Here is a 17,647-nt window from a genome sequence, read left to right as displayed (position 1 = left end):
CGCCCCCGTGCCGACACATGACTCCCGTTGCTTCCATGCGGGGCCGACTATCCATCCGATATGGAATGAACCCCACATGTCCTGGAAATCCACTGCGATGCACATGTGAGGCATCTGGATCCCTGATCCGCTCAGCGCACAAGTTGTCTCATTTGCTGTGCTCTGTACCCTGATCTTGTGCTGATGCCGAAGCGCTTCCTCTCTCTCCCCGCGTCGGGGACCCCCTCGGCCCCGGCCGGCGTTCCTCGCACCGATGCGTGACACGCTCCGGGTCCAGTTGTGGCCGCTGCCGACGCTGGGTGTCGCCCTCGCCGTCGTCGCGGGAGTGGGACTGCCCCGGCTGGATGAGCGGATCCGGCACGACATGCCGTCCTGGCTACGGGACTACCTGTTCGGCGGCAGCGCCGATGCCGCGCGCTCGGTGCTGACCGCGATCGCCGGCTCACTCGTCACGGTCACGGCGCTGACCTTCTCGCTCACCGTGCTGACGCTGCAACTGGCAAGCAGCCAGTTCTCCCCACGCCTGTTGCGAACCTTCACCGCGGACCGGTACGTCCAGACGACCCTGGCGCTCTTCCTCACGACGTTCACCTACGCCCTGACCGTGCTGCGCACGGTACGCACCGGCGAGGACGAGCAGACCGAGTTCGTCCCTCAGATGTCGGTCACCGCGGCCTTCGTGCTCACCTTGGCCAGCGTGCTCGCCCTGGTGCTGTTTCTGTCGCACCTGGCACGCGAGATCCGGGTCGAGAAGATGATGAACAGCGTCCACTCCGCCGCCGACCGCACCATCCGCCGGCTCCTTGCGGAGCAGCAGGACACGGCCGGCGGGGAGCCCGCGGCCGGGAGCCCTCCTGCCGCGCCGCCGGAACCGCCCGCGAACGCGCTGACCCTGACCGTCGGCGCTTCCGGCTTCCTCACCTCCGTCGACGAGGCGGCGCTCCTGAAGGTTGCCGTCGAAGCCGACGCCCTGGTGCTCATCGACCGCTACCCTGGAGGCTCGCTGATCGTCGGCACGCCCATGGGAGCCGCCTGGCCGCGCACCGGAGAGCCGTTCTCCCCCGGCACATGGACACGCCTGGCCGAAGGAGTCCGCGAGGCGGTGCGGACCGGTGGCGAACGCACCGACCTCCAGGACATCGCCTTCGGGCTCCGGCAGCTCACCGACATCGCCGCCAAAGCGCTCTCCCCGGGGATCAACGACCCAACCACCGCCGTCCACGCCCTGTCCCACTCCTCCGCCCTGCTGTGCCAGCTGGCGCGCCGTGACCTCGGACCCCGGCTGCTGCGCGACGATCACCAGCAGGTCAGAGTCGTGCTGCGCCGCCCGGACCTGCAGGACCTGCTGGATCTGGCGGTGTCCCAGCCCCTGCGCTACGGCGCCGCCGAGCCCGCCGTCCTGGCCCGCCTCGCCATGCTGCTGCGCGAACTGGCCTGGAGCAGCGCACCCGACCAGCACCCGGCCGTCACCGCCACACTCGCCCGGCTGCGCTCCACCATCGACGCCCAGAACCTCCACGCCACCGAGCACTTCCGGCTCATCGAGCTGACCGAACGCGTCGACGAGGCCCTGACCGGCCGATGGACACACGGCTTCAGGCGCTGACCGCACGACCGCCCCGACCACCCACAGTGGCAGCAATTCGCGGGGCGCCGACGTCCGTATCGCCGGGGTCGGCCCGTTGGTCAACCTGCTGCCGTGCAGCATTCACCTGCTCGGCTCGGCGGTGCCGCACGCAGCGACCTGAGGGCGCAGTGGGACGCCGTTGGCGCGCAGTACCTCGCGGACGTCCAGGATCAGGGGGAATACCTCATGATTGCGGTCCTCCCCCTGCTCCTCCCACGCCCGCTGCTCTGCTTCGACTGCCATGCGGTCCTCGGCGAACACCCGCTCGGTGAAGCGCCTGATGAACGGCCAGGCCAGATGAAGGGCACCGGGGATCCCGGGCTTCTGGATCATGAGCAGGCCGTAGGCGCGACAGCTGCGTTGCTCGGAGTCCTCGGGCACGTACGCGGCCCACAGATGAAAGGCCGGACGTTCGGCGTTCTCCGGGACGAGGTCGAGCGTCTGGTACGGGTAGTGGGTGCGGATGGTCATGAGGTCGTAGGAGGCGCTGCGGCGGACGCCTTTGGAGGCCAGCAAGGTGGCGCCGCGGTTGCGCTTGCCCCCGGCGTGGGTGAAGACGTACCTGGCCTCCACCGAGCGCTCACCGGTCCGGTATTCCAGCAGCTCGGGGTAGAGCCTGCCGACGATCCCCCGGTGCAGGAACTGGTGGTTCATGTCGAGCAGGTTCTCGTGCATGAACGAGTAGTGGCAGCGCACCGTCCGGGAGAATGTCATGGTCTTGTACTTCGCCGAGCCGAAGGCCGGCACCTCGGGCAGCGCGGTGACCGCGGCCTTCTCCGCGGCGCCGGGGAAGACGAACACCAGACCGTAGGCCTCGCGGACGGGGTAGCCGCGCACGCCGCGCGGCGGCAGGCCATCCCCTTTGGCCAAGTAGGGGATGTGCGAGATGCGGCCGTCACCGCGATACGCCCATGCGTGATAGCAGCAGCGGAGCGTCTCGCCCTCGACGACACCCATGCTCAGCGGCACCTGCCGGTGGGCGCACCGGTCCTCCAGCGCGTAGATGGCGCCCCCGCTCTCCCCGCGGTAGAGCGCGATCCGCCGACCGGCGAACGCCGTCGCCAGCACCCGCCCGTCCCGCACGCTCCGGGACAGCGCGACCGGGTACCAGAAATCCGGGTTCGCCCCAACGCGCCGCAGGTCAGTGGCACCGGCAGTCGGATCGCGGTGCCGCGAGACCCGACGGCTCCCGGCCCCGGCGGGAAGGGTCCCGGCCCCATCGGAGTCGGACTCGGTCATACCTCTCCCTCGTACGTGGGACACCGGCACGGACAGTCAAGCGTCACGCCGGGCATCACCACCCGCCGATACGCCGATACGCCGATTCGCCGATGGGACCCAGCACCCTCCACCCTGGCGGCCGCCCGTCGCCCACGCCCTGCCCAGCGCGTCCGGACGGGTGAGCGGCCCCGTTGGGGCATGGCTCTGCGCATCCGCCCCGCGCTACGGATGGAGCCAGTGCGCTCCCTGCCCTACACCACTTCCAGAGAGAACGCGGAACTCGCCCCGTCGGCGATGACCTTGATCTGCACGGCGCCGGGGGCATCGCCCGCGATGAGCGGCACGTCCGTGGTTCCCGTACCGTCCGAGGCCGTGGTGACCCGGACGGGTGAACCGCCGCGGAAGTCGGTGCCAGTACCCTCGGGATCGTCGACGAAGAAACTGACCATGCGGCCGCCGGCGGGCTCGCCGTTGGCGGCCGCCAGGACGGTGAGGGGTGCGAACTCCTTCCCACGCTCGACGCGTTGGCTGTCTCCCGCGATCCGCGTCAGTGCATCCAGCAACCTCGGTCCCTCCCATCGGAAACCACCCCGACACAGTCTGGCCCGTGCGGAGTTCCTCAGGCCTTTGGTTCTCACGGAATACGACCTCTGAAACCCCGACGGCCTCACGCCGGCGCCTGACCAAGCGCGCAGCTTGCCTCCCGGACCGGCCTGGACGAGCCGGAGATCCGGCGTGCCGTCGCCTGGGCAACGACGGGCGGGGACCAGTGCCTCGGCACACTGCTTTCGCCCCGCCGATCGACGTGGCAGGCCGGCCGCCAGGCACTGAGGCCCGCCGGGCCGACCGGTCCCCGCCGCAGGCGGGCGGCGGCGAATGGGGGCCGGTCGGTGAGCGTTTGACAGACGTCGAGGAGGACGGCGCCGCCCGGGCGGGCGTCAGCGAGCATGCGGATCACCGGCCCGCACCGCGAGCGAGGACTCGTCCGCCGCCTGCCGCTCCTCACGGTTGATCCACGACCAGGTGAGGGCAGCCGCGGCGAGGGCGAGGGGCAGCATGCCGACGATCATGGCGAGTCCCTCCGCCGAGTGCCCCGCAGCGATCACGCCGAGCGCGGGGATGTCCAACAGCGGCGCCGCCAGGAAGAGGTAGAGGCAGCGGCCGGTATCACTGAGCCGGTGCCGGGTACACGCCACGACGGGCACCCAGAACGTCACCGCCGCCGAGAGCAGGACCAACTCGGATACGAGCGTGACAGCGGCGGGCATCGGGCGCACCAGGCCGGCGAGCATCACCCAGGCGTGCAGCAGGACCAGCAGGGGCAGGGCGACGCCGGGCGGGACACTCACCCGCTCCCACAGCGGCGTCCGGCGAGTGAGCCACACGACGCCCGGCACCACCGCGGCCAGCACGAACCCCGACAAGCCCATCGCGGCCACGGACGACAGGTGCGTCCCGTGTGTCGAGTGGTCCATCACGGGTTCACTCCTCGCGGGCCGTCGTACCGCGCACCGCGAGGGCCACCGCAACCAGCAGCAGCGGCCCGGCGAGGGCCAGCAGCCACCAGCCGTAGACGAACGCCAGCGCGACGAGCAGGAAGCCGAACGCGGCGGGCACCACCGCACCGGCCGCCCGGTCGGGCACCCGGTAGCGGACGTGCTGCTCGGGTCCGGAGCGGGAGGAGGCGAGTACCGCCACGGCGACCAGCGCCAGCAGCACGACGACGCTGCCCCACAGCCAGAACACCAGCGCGTTCTCGCCGTACACGGCAAGCACCGCCAGGAGGATGCCGTTGAGCACGGCCCAGCCGGCCACGACGACGACGGACGGGTGCCTCTTCACGGCCGGCTCCTGTCCGCCGCGGCGTCCGCCTTCTGCCGCTGCCGCAGGTCCAGCAGCGGAGCGAAGCTGGTGACGGGCGGCACCGGGTGCTCCGGGGTGAAGTTCAGCCGGGGCGGCGGGGACGAGGTGGCCCATTCCAGGGTGTGCCCGCCCCATGGGTCGTCCGGGGCCTTCTCGGCGCGCCCCAGGGTGCGCTTGCGCAAGGTCCACAGCACATTGACGGCGAACACGGTCATGGCCGCGGCGAGGAAGGCGGCGCCGATACTGGACAGCAGGTTCAGCCAGCCGAAGCCCTCGAAGGGCGCGTACGTCGAGATCCTGCGGGGCATGCCCAGGTAGCCGAGCGCGAACATGGGCAGGAACGTCACGTTGGTGCCGATCACCAGCAGCCAGAAGTGCAGCCGGCCCAGCCGGTGGCCGAGCATCACGCCCGTCACCTTCGGAAACCAGAAGTACACCCCGGCGAACAGCCCGAAGGCGCTGCCCGCGAACAGCACGTAGTGCAGGTGGGCCACGACGAAGTAGCTGTCGTGCACCTGGTAGTCGATCACCGGGGTGCCGACCATGATGCCGGTGAGCCCGCCGATCAGGAACTGCGGGATGAAGGCCAGGGCGAACAGCATCGGGGGAGCCAGGCGCAGCCGCCCGCCGACGATGGTGCCGACCATGGCGAAGTACTCCACGCCCGCGGGGACGAGCAGGGCGATGGAGGCCAGGGAGTAGTAGTCGTTGGTCGCCTGGCCGGTGGCGAACATGTGGTGGCCCCATACGCTCATCGACAGCGCGGCGAACACCAGCAGCGACAGCACCGTGCCCTTGTAGCCGAAGAAGCGGCGCCCGGAGAACACGGCGAGCACCTCCGCGGCCGCTGCCAGGTAGGGGAAGAACATCACGTACACCACGGGGTGGCCGTAGAACCAGAACAGGTGCTGGTAGCCGATGTTCCACACGTTCTCGTTGAAGACCGACGGGTCGGCACGGCCGACGGCGAGCAGCACGAGTGCGGCCAGGAGGGCGGGGAAGGCGCCGATCACCATCAGGCAGCTGGCGATCATCGACCAGGAGAAGACCGGCAGCCGCAGCATCGTCATGCCGTGCGTGCGTTTGCGCAGCACCGTCCACAGCACGGTCCAGCCCATGACGATGGTCCCGGTGGTCGCCAGGAACACCCCCGCGATCCACAGGTCGGTACCCACGCCCGGCGAGTGGACGCTGTCGGCCAACGGCGGGTAGGAGAACCAGCCGTCCGCGTGCGCTCCCAGGGGCGTGGCGAAGCCCGCCAGCATGACCAGCGCCCCGAGCGCGTAGAGCCAGTAGCCCAGCAGGGTCAGGCGTGGCATGGCGATGCCGGGAGCCCCGATCTGCAACGGCACCAGATACACGCCCATCCCGAGCGCCAACGGCGTGAAGACCATGTAGATCATGCCGGAGCCGTGGATGGTGAACAGCTGGTTGTAGAGATGAGTGGTCACCAGTTCCTGCTCCGGCTGGGCCAGCTGGGCCCGCATGGTCAGGGCGAAAGTGCCCGTCACCAGGAGCAGCACCAAAGAGGTGCCGACCGTCAACAGTCCGATCCGTTTGTGGTCGGTGCTGGTCACCCAGCCGAGCCAGCCGCTCGGCGGGACCGGCCGCCCGCCCGTGCCCTCCCTGGTGGTGGGTGGCGCGACCGTCATGCCGCCGCCCCCTGCCCGGTACCGCTCTGCTGGCCCTGCAGGAACCGGTCGTACTCCTCGGGTGACACCGCCTTAATCCAGAAGTGCATCGTGCGGTGCCGGAGGCCGCAGAACTCCGCGCACTTGCCCAGCCAGCGGCCCTCCCGGTCCAGGGTGACGGTGAAGGTGTTCACGTGGTCGGGGAAGGCGTCCATCTTGTACCGCAGTTCCGGAACCCACAGCGAGTGGATGACGTCACGGGAGGTCAGCCGCAACTGCACGGGGCGGCCGGTCGGCACGACCAGGGTCGGCAGGTCGTCCCCCCGACACGTTCCGGTGACGTTGCGCGGCGCGGGCGCCTGCGGGTAGCTGAAGTTCCAGCACCACTGGAAGGAGGAGACGTCGACGCGCACGGGTGGCCGCTCGGCCGCCTGGTGCTCCCGGTGGTTCTGCCACGCCGTCCACGCCACCAGGAACACGGCGAACGCGGTCAGGACACCGACGTAGTACCCCTCCAGCCGAGGGCGCTCCGCCCGCTCGGACGCGGTCACCTGCCGCCCGGCCCGCCGCCTGAGAAGCGCGTAACCCAGCAGGGCGAACACGACGACGAAGACCACGCCCGCGACGATCGTCTCCAGAGCGAAGACCTCGCCGAAGATATGACGTTGCTTCACTGCGCCACCTTTTCCGCGTCGCTGGCGGCGCCCCTCGAACGCCTTGACCCAGATCGCTCCCGTCGCACTGTTCGAGACCGAGGCCATGCGGACATTACGGGCAGGCCGGACGGTCCGCGAGCAGACACACCGCCGACCGGAGTGCCCGGGTATCCAGGTCTCACACCTGCCGCGTCGGCGTACCGGCGGGGCAGGCGTTCCTGACGGTGGCGCACCGGCGGGCGGTGCGGAGGCCGACGAGCGCCGTGACGGCTGCCCCGAGGGCACCGGCGGCCGAGACCCTCAGTGCCCGTTTCCACAGTGGCGGCGCAGGCAGCGCCGAGGCACCGCGCTCGGGCAGCCGTGATGCGGCCCGGGCCCCCTTGTCCCGGGCCAGCTTCATCACCTCGGCGACGTGCAGGGCCTGCCGTCCGGTGCCCGCGTCCTTGATCTGCGTCTTGCAGGAGAACCCGTCGGCCACGACCAGACAGTCCTCGTCCGCGTCACGGACGGCGGGCAGCAGGGCTTGTTCGCCGCAGTCCATGGAGATCTCGTACTTGCCGGATTCGAAGCCCCAGGATCCGGCGAGCCCGCAGCACCCTCCCTGAAGGTTCTGCACCTGAAGGCCCATCTTTTCCAGCAGTTCCTGTTCGGGGGTCATACCGCCCGTGGCGCGCTGGTGGCAGTGCCCCCACAGCAGTGCCTTGCCGTCGAGCTTCGGCGGCTCGATGCCGAAGGTCTGGAAGAACTCCGGGAAGTGGTAGGCGTTGCGGGTCAGCCGCCCGGCGTCGTCGTCATGGGGCAGCAGTTTGGGCAGCTCGTCCTTGAAGACGGCCAGGCAGCTCGGCTCCATGCCGACGATCGGCGTACCGGCCCTCAGGTGCGGACGGAGGATGTCCAGTACGCGGTGGAGATAGCGCTCGGCGGCGTCCAGAAAGCCGTAGTCGTACAACGGCCGTCCGCAGCAGATGTGCTGCTCGGGCATGACGACCTGCCAGCCCGCCGCCTCGATCGCCTCCACGCAGGCCACCCCGACGCCCGTGTGGAAGTGGTTGTTGAAGGTGTCCGGGAACAGGACGACGGGGCGGCCGGCCGGGTTGGCTGTTCCGCCGCGCCGGGCGAACCACTCCTGGAGCGTCATGGGTGCGAAGCGGGGCAGCGGGCGGTGGCGGTCGATGCCCGCCACGAGCTTCGCGATGCGGGCCAGCCCGGGTGTGTGGGTGGTGAAGTTGGCCAGTTCCGGGACGCGTGAGGCGATCCGGGCCGCCTGGTCGATGAAGCCGAAGACGTAGGCGTGGCGAGGGCGCCACCGGCGGGCCGACTTGAAGTGGTGGTACAGGAACTCCGCTTTGTAGGTGGGCATGTCGACACTGACGGGGCAGTCGTTCGTACAGCCTTTGCAGGCCAGGCAGAGGTCGAGGGCGTCGTAGACCTCCTTGGACTGCCAGCCGTCGGTGATGACGTCGCCCTTCAACATCTCGTACAGCAGCCGGGCCCGGCCACGGGTGGTGTGCTTCTCCTCACGGGTCACCTGGTAGCTGGGGCACATCGTCGTCTTCGCCTCCGGCACCCGGCACTTGCCGATGCCGACACATCGCACGGTGGCGTGCGCGAAGTCGCCACCGTCCTCGGCGTAGGAGAACTTCACCGGGTGCCGGGGCGGGTTGTAGTCGGTGCCCAGCTTCAGGTTCTCGTCCATCCGGTAGGCGTCGACCACCTTGCCGGGGCTCATCTTCCACTGCGGGTCCCAGATCGCCTTGAACTCCCGCATGACCTGCACGAGTTCGCTCCCGTACTGCTTCTCCAGCAGTTCCCCGCGCTGCTGGCCGTCGCCGTGCTCGCCCGAGACCGAGCCGCCCATGGACACGCACAGGTCGGCGGCCTCCTCCATGAACGCCCGGTAGGTGGTCAGGCCCTCGGCGCTGCGCAGGTCGAAGCTGAGCCGGCAGTGGATGCAGCCCTGGCCGAAGTGGCCGTACATGGCGCCGGTGATGCCATGCCGGTCCATGACCTTGCGCAGCTCGCGCACGTACTGGCCGAGCCGGTCCGGCGGAACGGCGGAGTCCTCCCAGCCGGGCCAGTGGTCCTTGCCGTCGGGCGGGAACGCCGTCGACCCCAGGCCGCTCTCCCGGATTGCCCACAGGTGCTCGCTGCTGCCGCCCTCCTGCTTGCTCCTGGCCACGCGGATACGGTCGCGGGCGAAGCCCTGGTCGTCGGTGAGCCACCGGGCGAAACCATCTGCCTGTGCGAGGGACTCTTCGGCGGTGTCGGCTCCGAACTGCACGAGGAGCCAGGCCCCGCCGCCCAGCCGCGGCAGTTCCTGGATGTCCTCCGCATTCATGTTCTCCTGCTGCTGGTCGCTGATGAGCCGGTGGTCGAGCGCCTCCAGGCCGATCGGCTTGAACCGCTCGATGATCTGCGGGCAGTGCTCGGCGGCGTCGGCGAGATCGTCGTACTCGACCACCACGGTGGTGCGCTGGAACATGCCGGGGGTCAGCATGAGCGTGGCGCGCAGCACGGTCGCGCAGGTGCTCTCGGTGCCCACCAGGGCGCGGGCGACGTTGAAGCCGCGTTCGGGCAGGAGTTCGTCGAGGTTGTAGCCGGACACCCGGCGCGGGACCTGCTGCTCGGAGCGGAAGCCCGTCCGGATGGCGTCGGCGTACTTGTCGCGCAGGTCCCGCAGTCCGGCGTAGATCTCTCCCTTGCGGCCCCCCTTGGCAATGATCTTGTCGAGGTGCTTCTCCTCGTCCACCCCGACCCAGAAGCGCTCGCCGTCGTAGGTGACGACCTCCAGAGCGTGCACGTTGTCGCTGGTGCGAGGGCCCGGGCCGTACAGCTGCGACTGCACCGAGTGGATGCCGCAGGAGTTGTTGCCGATGTTCCCGCCGATCACGCACCGGGAGTGGGAGGACGGGTCGGGGCCGAAGACCAGATTGTGCTGCCCGGTGTGCCGGTTGAGGTCTTCGTTGATCACGCCCGGTTCGCAGGTGACCAGGCGGCGGCCGGGGTCCACCTCTCCGATGCCGGTGAGGTACTTCGAGTGGTCGATCACCACGGCCTCGTTGACCGTCTCGCCGGACAGGCTCGTCCCGCCGCCGCGGCTGAGGATCGGAGCGCCGAAACGATGGCAGACCTTGTGCACCGCCACCACGTCGTCCAGCGTCCGGGGGACGACGACCCCGATCGGCACCTGACGGAAGTTGGACGCGTCCTGCGCGTACAGCCCCAGTGAGGCGGTGTCGAAGCGGACCTCGCCCTGCACCGCCTTGCGCAGCGCCCGCTCCAGTCCGCCGACGTCGAGGGTCTGACGGCCCCGCGGAGGTCCGGCGATCTCCGGGTGCGTCTTGGCCGGGATGTCACGCGTCGTGCGACGTGCTGCCTTCGCCATCGGGTTCCAACTTTCCTTTTGGGAGCCTGGTCAGGCGGGTCGGGCTCCGTACACGCGGAAGGGTTCGGCGTCGGCCCATTTGACCTCCAGACCGAGCCCCGGGCGGCCCGGGTCGGGCCGCAGGGTCCCGCCGTCCGGCGACAGGGTGCCGTCGAACAGCAGGTGCTCGACGCGCACGTGGTCGTGGAAGTACTCCAGGTGCCGCAGGCGGCGCACGGCGCAGAAGGCGTGGGCGGAGAGCGCCGGCGCGCAGTGGGCGGACAGGTCGAGGTGCCGGGTCGCCGACAGACCGGCCACTTCCAGTACGCCGGTGATGCCGCCGCATCGGGTCACGTCGGCCTGGAGGCAGTCCACGGCGGGCGGCTCCACGAGGTTGACGAAGTCCTGTGGGGTGAAGGCGTATTCGCCCGCCGCGATCTCCAGGCGCACCGGGCCCCGGTCCCGCAGCATCCGCAGCCCCTCCAGGTCGGCCGAGCTGACGGGCTCCTCCAGCCACCGCACGTCCCACTCCTCATGGAACCTGCGCGCCCAGTAGAGGGCCTCCTTGCGGGCGAGCGCGCCGTTGGCGTCGGTGAAGATCTCCGGCTCGTCGCCGATCGCCTTGCGTACGGCGGTCAGCCGCTGCGGATCCCGCTCGGGCTCACGGGAGGTCTTGAGCTTCACACGGGAGATGTCCTGGGCCACCCATCCGGCGAGCTGCTCGGTGAGCCGGTCCAGCGGGTAGTTCGTGAAGCCGCCGCTGCCGTACACCGGTACCCGGTCGTGGTAGGCGGGCAGGACGCGGATCAACGGCAGGTCCAGCAACCTCGACTTGAGGTCCCACAGCGCCACGTCGACCGCGGAGACGGCCATGGCTCCGACGCCGGGGCGGCCCGCGTTGCGGATACGCGCGCCCATACGGTGCCACAGGGCCGGCGGCGCGGTGACGTCCTGTCCCTCCAGCATCGGGGCGAGTTCGGAGGTCACGAAGGAGGCGACCGACACGTCTCCGTAGGTGTAGCCGAGGCCGATCCTGCCGCCGGCGTGCACCCGGACCAGGACCATGGTCGTCGAGTCCCAGTCCAGGGTCCCGTCCTGTTCCCGGCCGTCGGGGCCGTCGGTGGGCACCTCGAAGGCGTGCACGTCGACCGCGTCGACACGGCACTCCTCCAGTCCCGCTCCCCCAGCGGTCGTACGACCGGTCATGAATGCCGCCCCGGCAGGTGCTCGACCAGCTCGGTGAGCTTCTGGCGCGCGCCCTTGGCGGCGATGCCCGCCCTCTCCGGGTCCCGCACGGCCGCTTTGGCGGCCTTCTTGCCCTGCTCCAGCATGATGTGCGGCGGGATCGGCGCGATCTCCGCGTCGACCTTGAACTCCAGCACCACGGGCCGGTCACTGGCCAGCGCCTCGTCCCACGCCTTGCCGACCTTGCTCGGTTTGTCGCAGTAGATGCCTTTCAGGCCGATGAGTTCGGCGTACTTGGCGTAGGGGATGTCCGGGATGTCCTGGGAACCCGGGAACTTGGGGTCGCCGGACATGGCGCGCTGTTCCCAGGTGACCTGGTTGAGGTCCTGGTTGTTGAAGACGCAGAAGACGAACGGCGCCGGCCCGGACAGCCGGTCCAGGTACCGCTTGACGGTGATCATCTCGGCCATGCCGTTCATCTGGAAGGCGCCGTCACCGACGAAGGCGATGACCGGCCGGTCGGGGTAGGCGAACCGGGCGGCGATCGCGTACGGGGTGCCCGGGCCCATCGTGGCCAGCGTCCCCGACAGCGACGCCTGCATTCCCTTGCGCAGTTTCAAGTGGCGCGCCCACCAGTTCGTGCCGGAGCCCGAGTCGGCGGTCAGGATGGCGTTGTCGGGGAGCCGGGGCGAGAGCTGCGAGGCCACCGCCTGCGGGTTGATCGTCTTTCCGAAGTGCTGACCGGCCCGCTTCTCGCAGATCGCGTTCCACTCGGCGACGTCCTTCTCGATCTTCTCCCGCCAGCCGCGGTCCTCCTTGCGGCGCAGCAGCGGCAGCAGAGCCTTGAGCGTCTCCTTGGAGTCGCCGACGAGGTGGGCGTCCATCGGGTAGCGGACACCGATCATCCGCCCGTCGATGTCGATCTCGACGCCGCGGGCCTGGCCCTCGTCCGGCAGCCACTCCGCGTACGGGAAGCTGCTGCCGATCATGAACAGGGTGTCGCAGCCGCGGATCATGTTGTCACTGGCCTTGCTGCCCAGCAGCCCGATGGGTCCGGTGACGAACGGCAGGTCGTCGGGCAGCACCTCCCGGCCGAGCAGCGCCTTCGCCACCCCCGCACCGAGCAGCTCCGCCGCCTCCACGACCTCGCTTTCCGCATGCGCGGCCCCCTGGCCGATGATCATGGCGACCTTGTTGCCGGAGTTCAGGATGCCTGCCGCCCTGCGCAGCTCCGCCTCGTCGGGCAGGAGGCGCGGGCGGCTCCAGCCGACGCTGGAGAACACCGAGCCGTGCTTCTTCGGCGGCGAGGGCTGGGCGTCCTCCTCCTGGACGTCGTTCGGGACGATGATCGTGGCCACCGACCGTGTGGTGAGCGCGGTTTTGAAGGCCCGGTCGATGACGTGCCTGGCCTGCGCCGGATGCGTGACCATCTGGCAGTACTCCGAGACGTCCGCGAACAGCTGCGGGAGGGCGATCTCCTGCTGGTAGTGAGCGCCGAGTGACACCCGCTTCTGCTGGCCGACCACCGCGACGACGGGCTGATGGTCCAGCTTGGCGTCGTACAGCCCGTTGAGCAGGTGCACCGCGCCGGGCCCCGATGTCGCGACGCAGCAGCCGACTTCGCCGGTGAACTTGGCATGGGCACAGGCCATGAAGGCCGCCATCTCCTCATGCCGCGTCTGGATGAACTCCGGCTCCCCCTTCGCCCGGTCGAAGGCGCCGAGCAGCCCGTTGATCCCGTCCCCGGGATAACCGTAGACCCGCTCCACGCCCCACTCCCGCAGGCGTTGCAGCACGAAGTCAGCGACCAGCGTCATGACGTACTCCCTCGGACACACCTCTGCCGTCTCCGGTGGGTGACCCGGGGCGGGGGTACGTAAACGGAGAGTTCCGCGCCGCCACTCTCATGGACCGGAACGGTGACTGGTTCGGCGTCCGTGCGCACGGGAGGTGGCCCTCCGAGAGCGGACAGCATGGTGTCGCCCGAATTGCGCGCTGAGCGGGTTTTGTGACGATGGGTGTCGGCGCGTTTCGCGGCCCTTGCGCCGGGTCACTCCGTGAGCCGACGCGACACAGCATGGTTGCTGCGAGGCGGCGGTGCCCATGTCTGCTTCAGCCGCTGCCCTGCTCCGGACGCACGACGGCACCGCCGTACCAGAGCCCTCCTCGGATCACCTCGACACGCTGATGTGCGAGATCTCGGAGCAGCATCCGGGACCGCGGCGGGCCGCCCTCCGTGACCAGGTCATCCGCTTGCTGCTGCCGCTGGCCCACCGTGTGGCACGCCGCTTCCAGCACCGCGGGGAGGACTCCGACGACCTCGCTCAGGTCGCGTCCCTCGGGCTGATCAAAGCGGTCGACGGTTATGACCCGAAACTGGGTGGGGAACGGGGCAGCCGTACGGCGCTGGTACGGTCGCGCACGTTGCCGCCTGAGCTCACCGGTCACCTTCCGCAGCGCGTACGACAGGAAGGCGTGACGCCCTCGGTCGTGTCGTCGACGCCCTGGCCCTGGCAGCCCTGGTGAAGGAGCTGCCGGAGCGGGACCGCCGAGTCCTCTACCTGCGGTTCTACCGGGAGCAGACCCAGCAGCAGATCGCGGACGCCATCGGTGTCTCGCAGATGCAGGTCTCGCGCATTCTGAGGCACTGTCTCGACCGGCTCCGTAAGGCCCTCCTGGCGACCGAGCCGCCTCCCGGCGACGACGAGCAGGAGCAGCGGCCGCGCACCGGCCGTGCGGCACGGCCGGCGCTTTCCTCGGGCGGTCCCGTCACCTGGCGGGGGCGGTACGTCCTGCCGGGCCCGTCCGTCCTGCGCGCCCGACGCCGGGCCGGACCGGTGGGAGTGTGGGGGTCGTTCCCGCGCGTCGCGGCCGGCCCTGTGTGCGGTGCGTCGCGGCGAGCTGCGCGCGCTCTCGCTCGGGACTTGCCGGGGATCCGACGCTGCGACGGCCTCCGCGTCGGAGACGTAGACCGCGGGAGCCCAACCTCCCTTTCTGATACAGCATCGCCCTGGCAGCAGCACCGGCGGGGAAACCCGTTCGCCGGACAGGCGAGCGCTCTGCTTGGCTCGCCCCATGAGCGATCTTTACATCCGCCGCGCCACCCTCTCGGACATCGATACCGTGCTGCGGTTCTGGCGCGAGGCCGCGGAGGGAACGAGTATCAGCGACGACCACGACGGAGTGGCCCGACTCATCGCACGAGACCCCGAAGCCCTGCTCCTCGCAGAGCGCGACGGCCTCCTGACCGGAACCGTCATAGCCGGCTTCGACGGATGGCGATGCTCCGCCTACCGACTGGCCGTACACCCCGACCACCGTCGGCAGGGCATCGCCACCGCCCTGCTGGAAGCCGCGGAACAACGCTTCGCCGCCCTGGGCGGGCGACGCGTCGACGCCATGGTCCTGGAAGCCAACGAACAGGCCCACCACACGTGGGCCGCGGGTGGCTACCACCGCGAGGACCACTGGCGACGCTGGGTCAAGCCCCTATAGACGTCAAGCCCGGCCGCGCTGGGTCAAGCCGCTGACCGAATCCTGACGCTGCCGGCCCTTTACCCTGGGAGGGCCACTCGGTCCTCCCAGGACCCGCCCCGTCCTCAGTGAAAGGGTGAGCGTCCGCCCATGGGCGAGCCTCCCAGTACCGGACATCGCGCGATCCTCCCTGCCCTGCCGGACCATGGGACTGGGGTGACCAGATGACCGAAGTACTGCTCCTGCTGGTGGCGGTCCTGCTCTCGCTCGCCTGTGGCGCCTTCGTCGCGGCCGAGTTCTCGCTGACCACGGTCGAGCGCAGCGAGCTGGAACGCGCCGTCGAGCGCGGCGAGCGCGGCGCCTCCGGCGCCCTGAAGGCCGTACGGAACCTCACCTTCCAGCTCTCCGGAGCGCAGCTCGGCATCACCGTCACCAACCTGGTGGTCGGCATGCTCGCCGAGCCGTCCATCGCGCGGCTGATCGCGGGTCCCCTGCGCGGCATCGGCATCTCCGGGACCACGGCGTCCTCTATCGCACTGGTGCTGGGCACGGCCCTGTCGACGGTGTTCCTGATGGTGGTGGGCGAGCTGGTGCCCAAGAACTGGGCGATCTCCTCGCCGCTGGCCGTGGCCAGGCGGGTGGGCAACGCGCAGCGCTGGTTCAGCGCGATCTTCCGGCCGTTCATCACCCACCTCAACAACACGGCGAACCGCTTGGTGCGCCGCCTCGGCCTCGAACCCGCCGAGGAGCTGGCCTCCGCGCGCGGGCCGCAGGAACTGGCCGCGCTCGCCCGGCACTCCGCCCGGGAGGGCGCGCTTGAGCCGGACACCGCCGAGCTGTTCGTCCGCACCCTGAACCTCGTGGACCTCACCGCGGAGAACGTGATGACGCCGCGCGTGCAGGTCGTCGCCCTCGACGCGCAGGCGACCTGCGAGGACGTGGCGAACGCGACCCGGGCGACGGGACTGTCCCGGTTCCCGGTCTACCGCGGCAGCCTCGACTCGGTCGTGGGCACCGCCCACATCAAGGACATCCTGACCGTGCCCGCGGAGCGACGGCCCCGGGTGCCGGTCGCCGACATGATGCGCGAGCCGCTGCTCGTCCCCGAGTCGCTGACCGTGGACCGGCTCCTCGACCGGTTGTCCGGCAAGCGCACGATGGCCGTGGTCATCGACGAGTACGGCGGAACGGCGGGCGTGGCCACCCTGGAGGACATCGTCGAGGAGGTCGTCGGCGAGGTGCGCGACGAGCACGACCCGCACGAGACACCCGACCTCGCCCCGGTCGGCGCCGACGAGAACGGCCACGCCCTGTACTCGGCGGAGGGCGCCGCCCGCATCGACCAGCTCGCGCGCGTCGGCCTGCGCCCGCCGGAGGGGCCGTACGAGACGCTGGCCGGTCTTGTCGCCGCCGAACTCGGTCGCATTCCGGTGGCCGGCGACACCGTGCAGGTCGCCGGCTGGCGGCTCGAAGTGCTGGACGCCTCCGGGCGCCGGGCGGCACGCGTTCTGCTGCACGCGCCCCTGGACGACGAGAAGGATGCGCAGGCATGACCGCCGTACAGCTGCTGATCGGTCTGGCGACGCTGGTCGTGAACGCCTTCTTCGTGGGGGCCGAGTTCGCGCTGATCTCCGTGCGCCGCTCCCAGATCGAGCCGTACGCCGAGCGGGGCGACCGGCGCGCGAAGAGCGTGCTGTGGGGACTGGAGCACGTGTCCGCGCTGATGGCGGCCGCGCAGCTCGGCATCACCCTGAGCACCCTGGTGCTCGGTGTGGTCGCGGAACCGGCGATCGCGCATCTGCTGGAGCCGGTGTTCCACGCGATGGGCGTGCCGACCGGCGCGGGACACGCGGTGTCCTTCGTGATCGCGCTGACCCTGGCGACGTATCTGCACATGCTGCTGGGCGAGATGCTGCCGAAGAACATCGCGCTCGCCGAGCCGGTGCGCAGCGCGCTGCTGCTCGGGCCGCCGCTGGTCGCACTGTCCCGGGCGCTGCGGCCGGTGATCTTCACGATCAACGCGTTCGCCAACGGGCTGCTGAAACTGCTGCGGATCGAGACCAAGAACGCCGTCACGGCAAGCTTCTCGGACGCCGAGCTGGCCCGGATGGTCCAGGACTCCGGCGCCGCCGGGCTGATCGACAACCGTGCGCAGGAGCGGCTGCACGACGCCCTCGAACTGGGGCACCGGCCCGTGCGGGATGTCGTACTCCCGCTGGAGCGTGTCGTGTACGCGCGTGTGGGTGTCACTCCGGAGGAGTTGGAGGGGCTGTCGGCACAGTCCGGGTTCTCCCGCTTCCCCGTCGTGGACGAGGGGCGCCGGATCGTCGGCTATCTGCATGTGAAGGACGCGCTGGACGCCATGCCGCGGGACCTGCCGTTCCGGCTGCGCGACATGCGGCAGATCGCGCGCGTGCGGGAGACCACGCCGCTGGACGACGTCCTGACCGCGATGCGGGGCAGCCGTACGCACCTGGCGGCCGTGCTGGGCTCGGACGGTCGGCTGGCGGGGCTGGTGACCATGGAGGACGTGCTGCGGGAGCTGTTCGGGCAGTGGGCGTGAGGCTCGCGGCCGGGCGGTGGCCGTGAGGGCGGGGAGGTGACCGACCGGCGGGTATGCGCCTCG

14 protein-coding genes are annotated in these 17,647 nt (G+C 70.2%); 5 read left to right on the top strand and 9 right to left on the bottom strand.

Annotated features, from left to right (window positions below; genetic code table 11):
- Positions 1-253: 253 nt before the first annotated feature.
- Entirely contained in the window at positions 254-1,606 is a 1,353-nt protein-coding gene (locus tag HJD23_RS37765; protein ID WP_171108707.1) for a DUF2254 domain-containing protein, read from the top strand.
- A 102-nt stretch (positions 1,607-1,708) separates the two neighbouring features.
- Here the strand turns inward: HJD23_RS37765 and HJD23_RS37760 are convergent, their stop codons facing one another.
- The 9 genes from HJD23_RS37760 to HJD23_RS37720 form a co-directional block, all read right to left on the bottom strand.
- Complete coding sequence (locus HJD23_RS37760; protein WP_171108705.1) at positions 1,709-2,866, bottom strand: aromatic ring-hydroxylating dioxygenase subunit alpha; 1,158 nt, start codon at positions 2,864-2,866, stop codon at positions 1,709-1,711.
- 233 nt (positions 2,867-3,099) lie between these two features.
- Positions 3,100-3,411 carry a hypothetical protein gene (locus HJD23_RS37755; RefSeq protein WP_171108703.1) on the bottom strand — a complete coding sequence of 104 codons (312 nt, stop codon included), beginning with the start codon at positions 3,409-3,411 and terminating at the stop codon, positions 3,100-3,102.
- Between the two features lie 375 nt (positions 3,412-3,786).
- Positions 3,787-4,323 carry a hypothetical protein gene (locus HJD23_RS44390; RefSeq protein ID WP_232108335.1) on the bottom strand — a complete coding sequence of 179 codons (537 nt, stop codon included), beginning with the start codon at positions 4,321-4,323 and terminating at the stop codon, positions 3,787-3,789.
- Positions 4,324-4,330: 7 nt separating this feature from the next.
- On the bottom strand, positions 4,331-4,690 hold the full coding sequence (locus HJD23_RS37745; RefSeq protein WP_171108701.1) for a hypothetical protein: 360 nt from the start codon (positions 4,688-4,690) through the stop codon (positions 4,331-4,333).
- A complete protein-coding gene (locus HJD23_RS37740; RefSeq protein ID WP_171108699.1) occupies positions 4,687-6,363 on the bottom strand; it encodes a cbb3-type cytochrome c oxidase subunit I in 1,677 nt (558 codons plus the stop codon). The genes HJD23_RS37745 and HJD23_RS37740 overlap by 4 nt, the downstream gene beginning before the upstream one ends.
- Positions 6,360-7,016 (bottom strand): cytochrome c oxidase subunit II, encoded by a 657-nt coding sequence (gene coxB / locus HJD23_RS37735; protein ID WP_171108697.1) that lies wholly within the window; start codon positions 7,014-7,016, stop codon positions 6,360-6,362. Before coxB ends, HJD23_RS37740 begins: the two co-directional genes overlap by 4 nt.
- A gap of 160 nt (positions 7,017-7,176) precedes the next feature.
- Positions 7,177-10,383, bottom strand: coding sequence for an FAD-binding and (Fe-S)-binding domain-containing protein (locus HJD23_RS37730; RefSeq protein WP_171108695.1), 3,207 nt, complete (start codon positions 10,381-10,383; stop codon positions 7,177-7,179).
- 30 nt (positions 10,384-10,413) lie between these two features.
- Positions 10,414-11,568, bottom strand: coding sequence for an enolase C-terminal domain-like protein (locus tag HJD23_RS37725; RefSeq protein ID WP_171108693.1), 1,155 nt, complete (start codon positions 11,566-11,568; stop codon positions 10,414-10,416).
- Entirely contained in the window at positions 11,565-13,364 is a 1,800-nt protein-coding gene (locus HJD23_RS37720) for a thiamine pyrophosphate-requiring protein (protein ID WP_171108691.1), read from the bottom strand. The genes HJD23_RS37725 and HJD23_RS37720 overlap by 4 nt, the downstream gene beginning before the upstream one ends.
- 286 nt (positions 13,365-13,650) lie before the next feature.
- Here HJD23_RS37720 and HJD23_RS37715 point away from each other — a divergent pair, with 286 nt between their 5' ends.
- From HJD23_RS37715 to HJD23_RS37695, 4 genes are all read left to right on the top strand, one after another.
- A complete protein-coding gene (locus HJD23_RS37715; RefSeq protein ID WP_240980902.1) occupies positions 13,651-14,073 on the top strand; it encodes a sigma factor in 423 nt (140 codons plus the stop codon).
- Between the two features lie 549 nt (positions 14,074-14,622).
- On the top strand, positions 14,623-15,042 hold the full coding sequence (locus HJD23_RS37705) for a GNAT family N-acetyltransferase (RefSeq protein WP_171108689.1): 420 nt from the start codon (positions 14,623-14,625) through the stop codon (positions 15,040-15,042).
- A 203-nt stretch (positions 15,043-15,245) separates the two neighbouring features.
- Complete coding sequence (locus tag HJD23_RS37700) at positions 15,246-16,574, top strand: hemolysin family protein (protein ID WP_171108687.1); 1,329 nt, start codon at positions 15,246-15,248, stop codon at positions 16,572-16,574.
- Complete coding sequence (locus HJD23_RS37695) at positions 16,571-17,584, top strand: hemolysin family protein (RefSeq protein WP_171108685.1); 1,014 nt, start codon at positions 16,571-16,573, stop codon at positions 17,582-17,584. The genes HJD23_RS37700 and HJD23_RS37695 overlap by 4 nt, the downstream gene beginning before the upstream one ends.
- The last annotated feature ends 63 nt before the right edge of the window (positions 17,585-17,647 follow it).

This window comes from Streptomyces sp. Z423-1 (assembly GCF_013009255.1).
Taxonomy (GTDB): Bacteria; Actinomycetota; Actinomycetes; order Streptomycetales; family Streptomycetaceae; genus Streptomyces; species Streptomyces gossypiisoli.
Note: the sequence above shows the minus strand (reverse complement) of the source record. Positions and strands in the feature narration are given on the sequence as shown.

Excerpts from the sequence above, each read along its gene's own strand:
- HJD23_RS37700 (WP_171108687.1), top strand. The coding sequence starts at position 15,246 with ATGACCGAAGTACTGCTCCTGCTGGTGGCGGTCCTGCTCTCGCTCGCC.
- HJD23_RS37725 (WP_171108693.1), bottom strand. The coding sequence starts at position 11,568 with ATGACCGGTCGTACGACCGCTGGGGGAGCGGGACTGGAGGAGTGCCGT.
- HJD23_RS37765 (WP_171108707.1), top strand. The coding sequence starts at position 254 with ATGCGTGACACGCTCCGGGTCCAGTTGTGGCCGCTGCCGACGCTGGGT.
- HJD23_RS44390 (WP_232108335.1), bottom strand. The coding sequence starts at position 4,323 with ATGGACCACTCGACACACGGGACGCACCTGTCGTCCGTGGCCGCGATG.
- HJD23_RS37715 (WP_240980902.1), top strand. The coding sequence starts at position 13,651 with ATGTCTGCTTCAGCCGCTGCCCTGCTCCGGACGCACGACGGCACCGCC.
- HJD23_RS37695 (WP_171108685.1), top strand. The coding sequence starts at position 16,571 with ATGACCGCCGTACAGCTGCTGATCGGTCTGGCGACGCTGGTCGTGAAC.
- HJD23_RS37740 (WP_171108699.1), bottom strand. The coding sequence starts at position 6,363 with ATGACGGTCGCGCCACCCACCACCAGGGAGGGCACGGGCGGGCGGCCG.
- HJD23_RS37730 (WP_171108695.1), bottom strand. The coding sequence starts at position 10,383 with ATGGCGAAGGCAGCACGTCGCACGACGCGTGACATCCCGGCCAAGACG.
- HJD23_RS37705 (WP_171108689.1), top strand. The coding sequence starts at position 14,623 with ATGAGCGATCTTTACATCCGCCGCGCCACCCTCTCGGACATCGATACC.
- HJD23_RS37720 (WP_171108691.1), bottom strand. The coding sequence starts at position 13,364 with ATGACGCTGGTCGCTGACTTCGTGCTGCAACGCCTGCGGGAGTGGGGC.
- HJD23_RS37760 (WP_171108705.1), bottom strand. The coding sequence starts at position 2,866 with ATGACCGAGTCCGACTCCGATGGGGCCGGGACCCTTCCCGCCGGGGCC.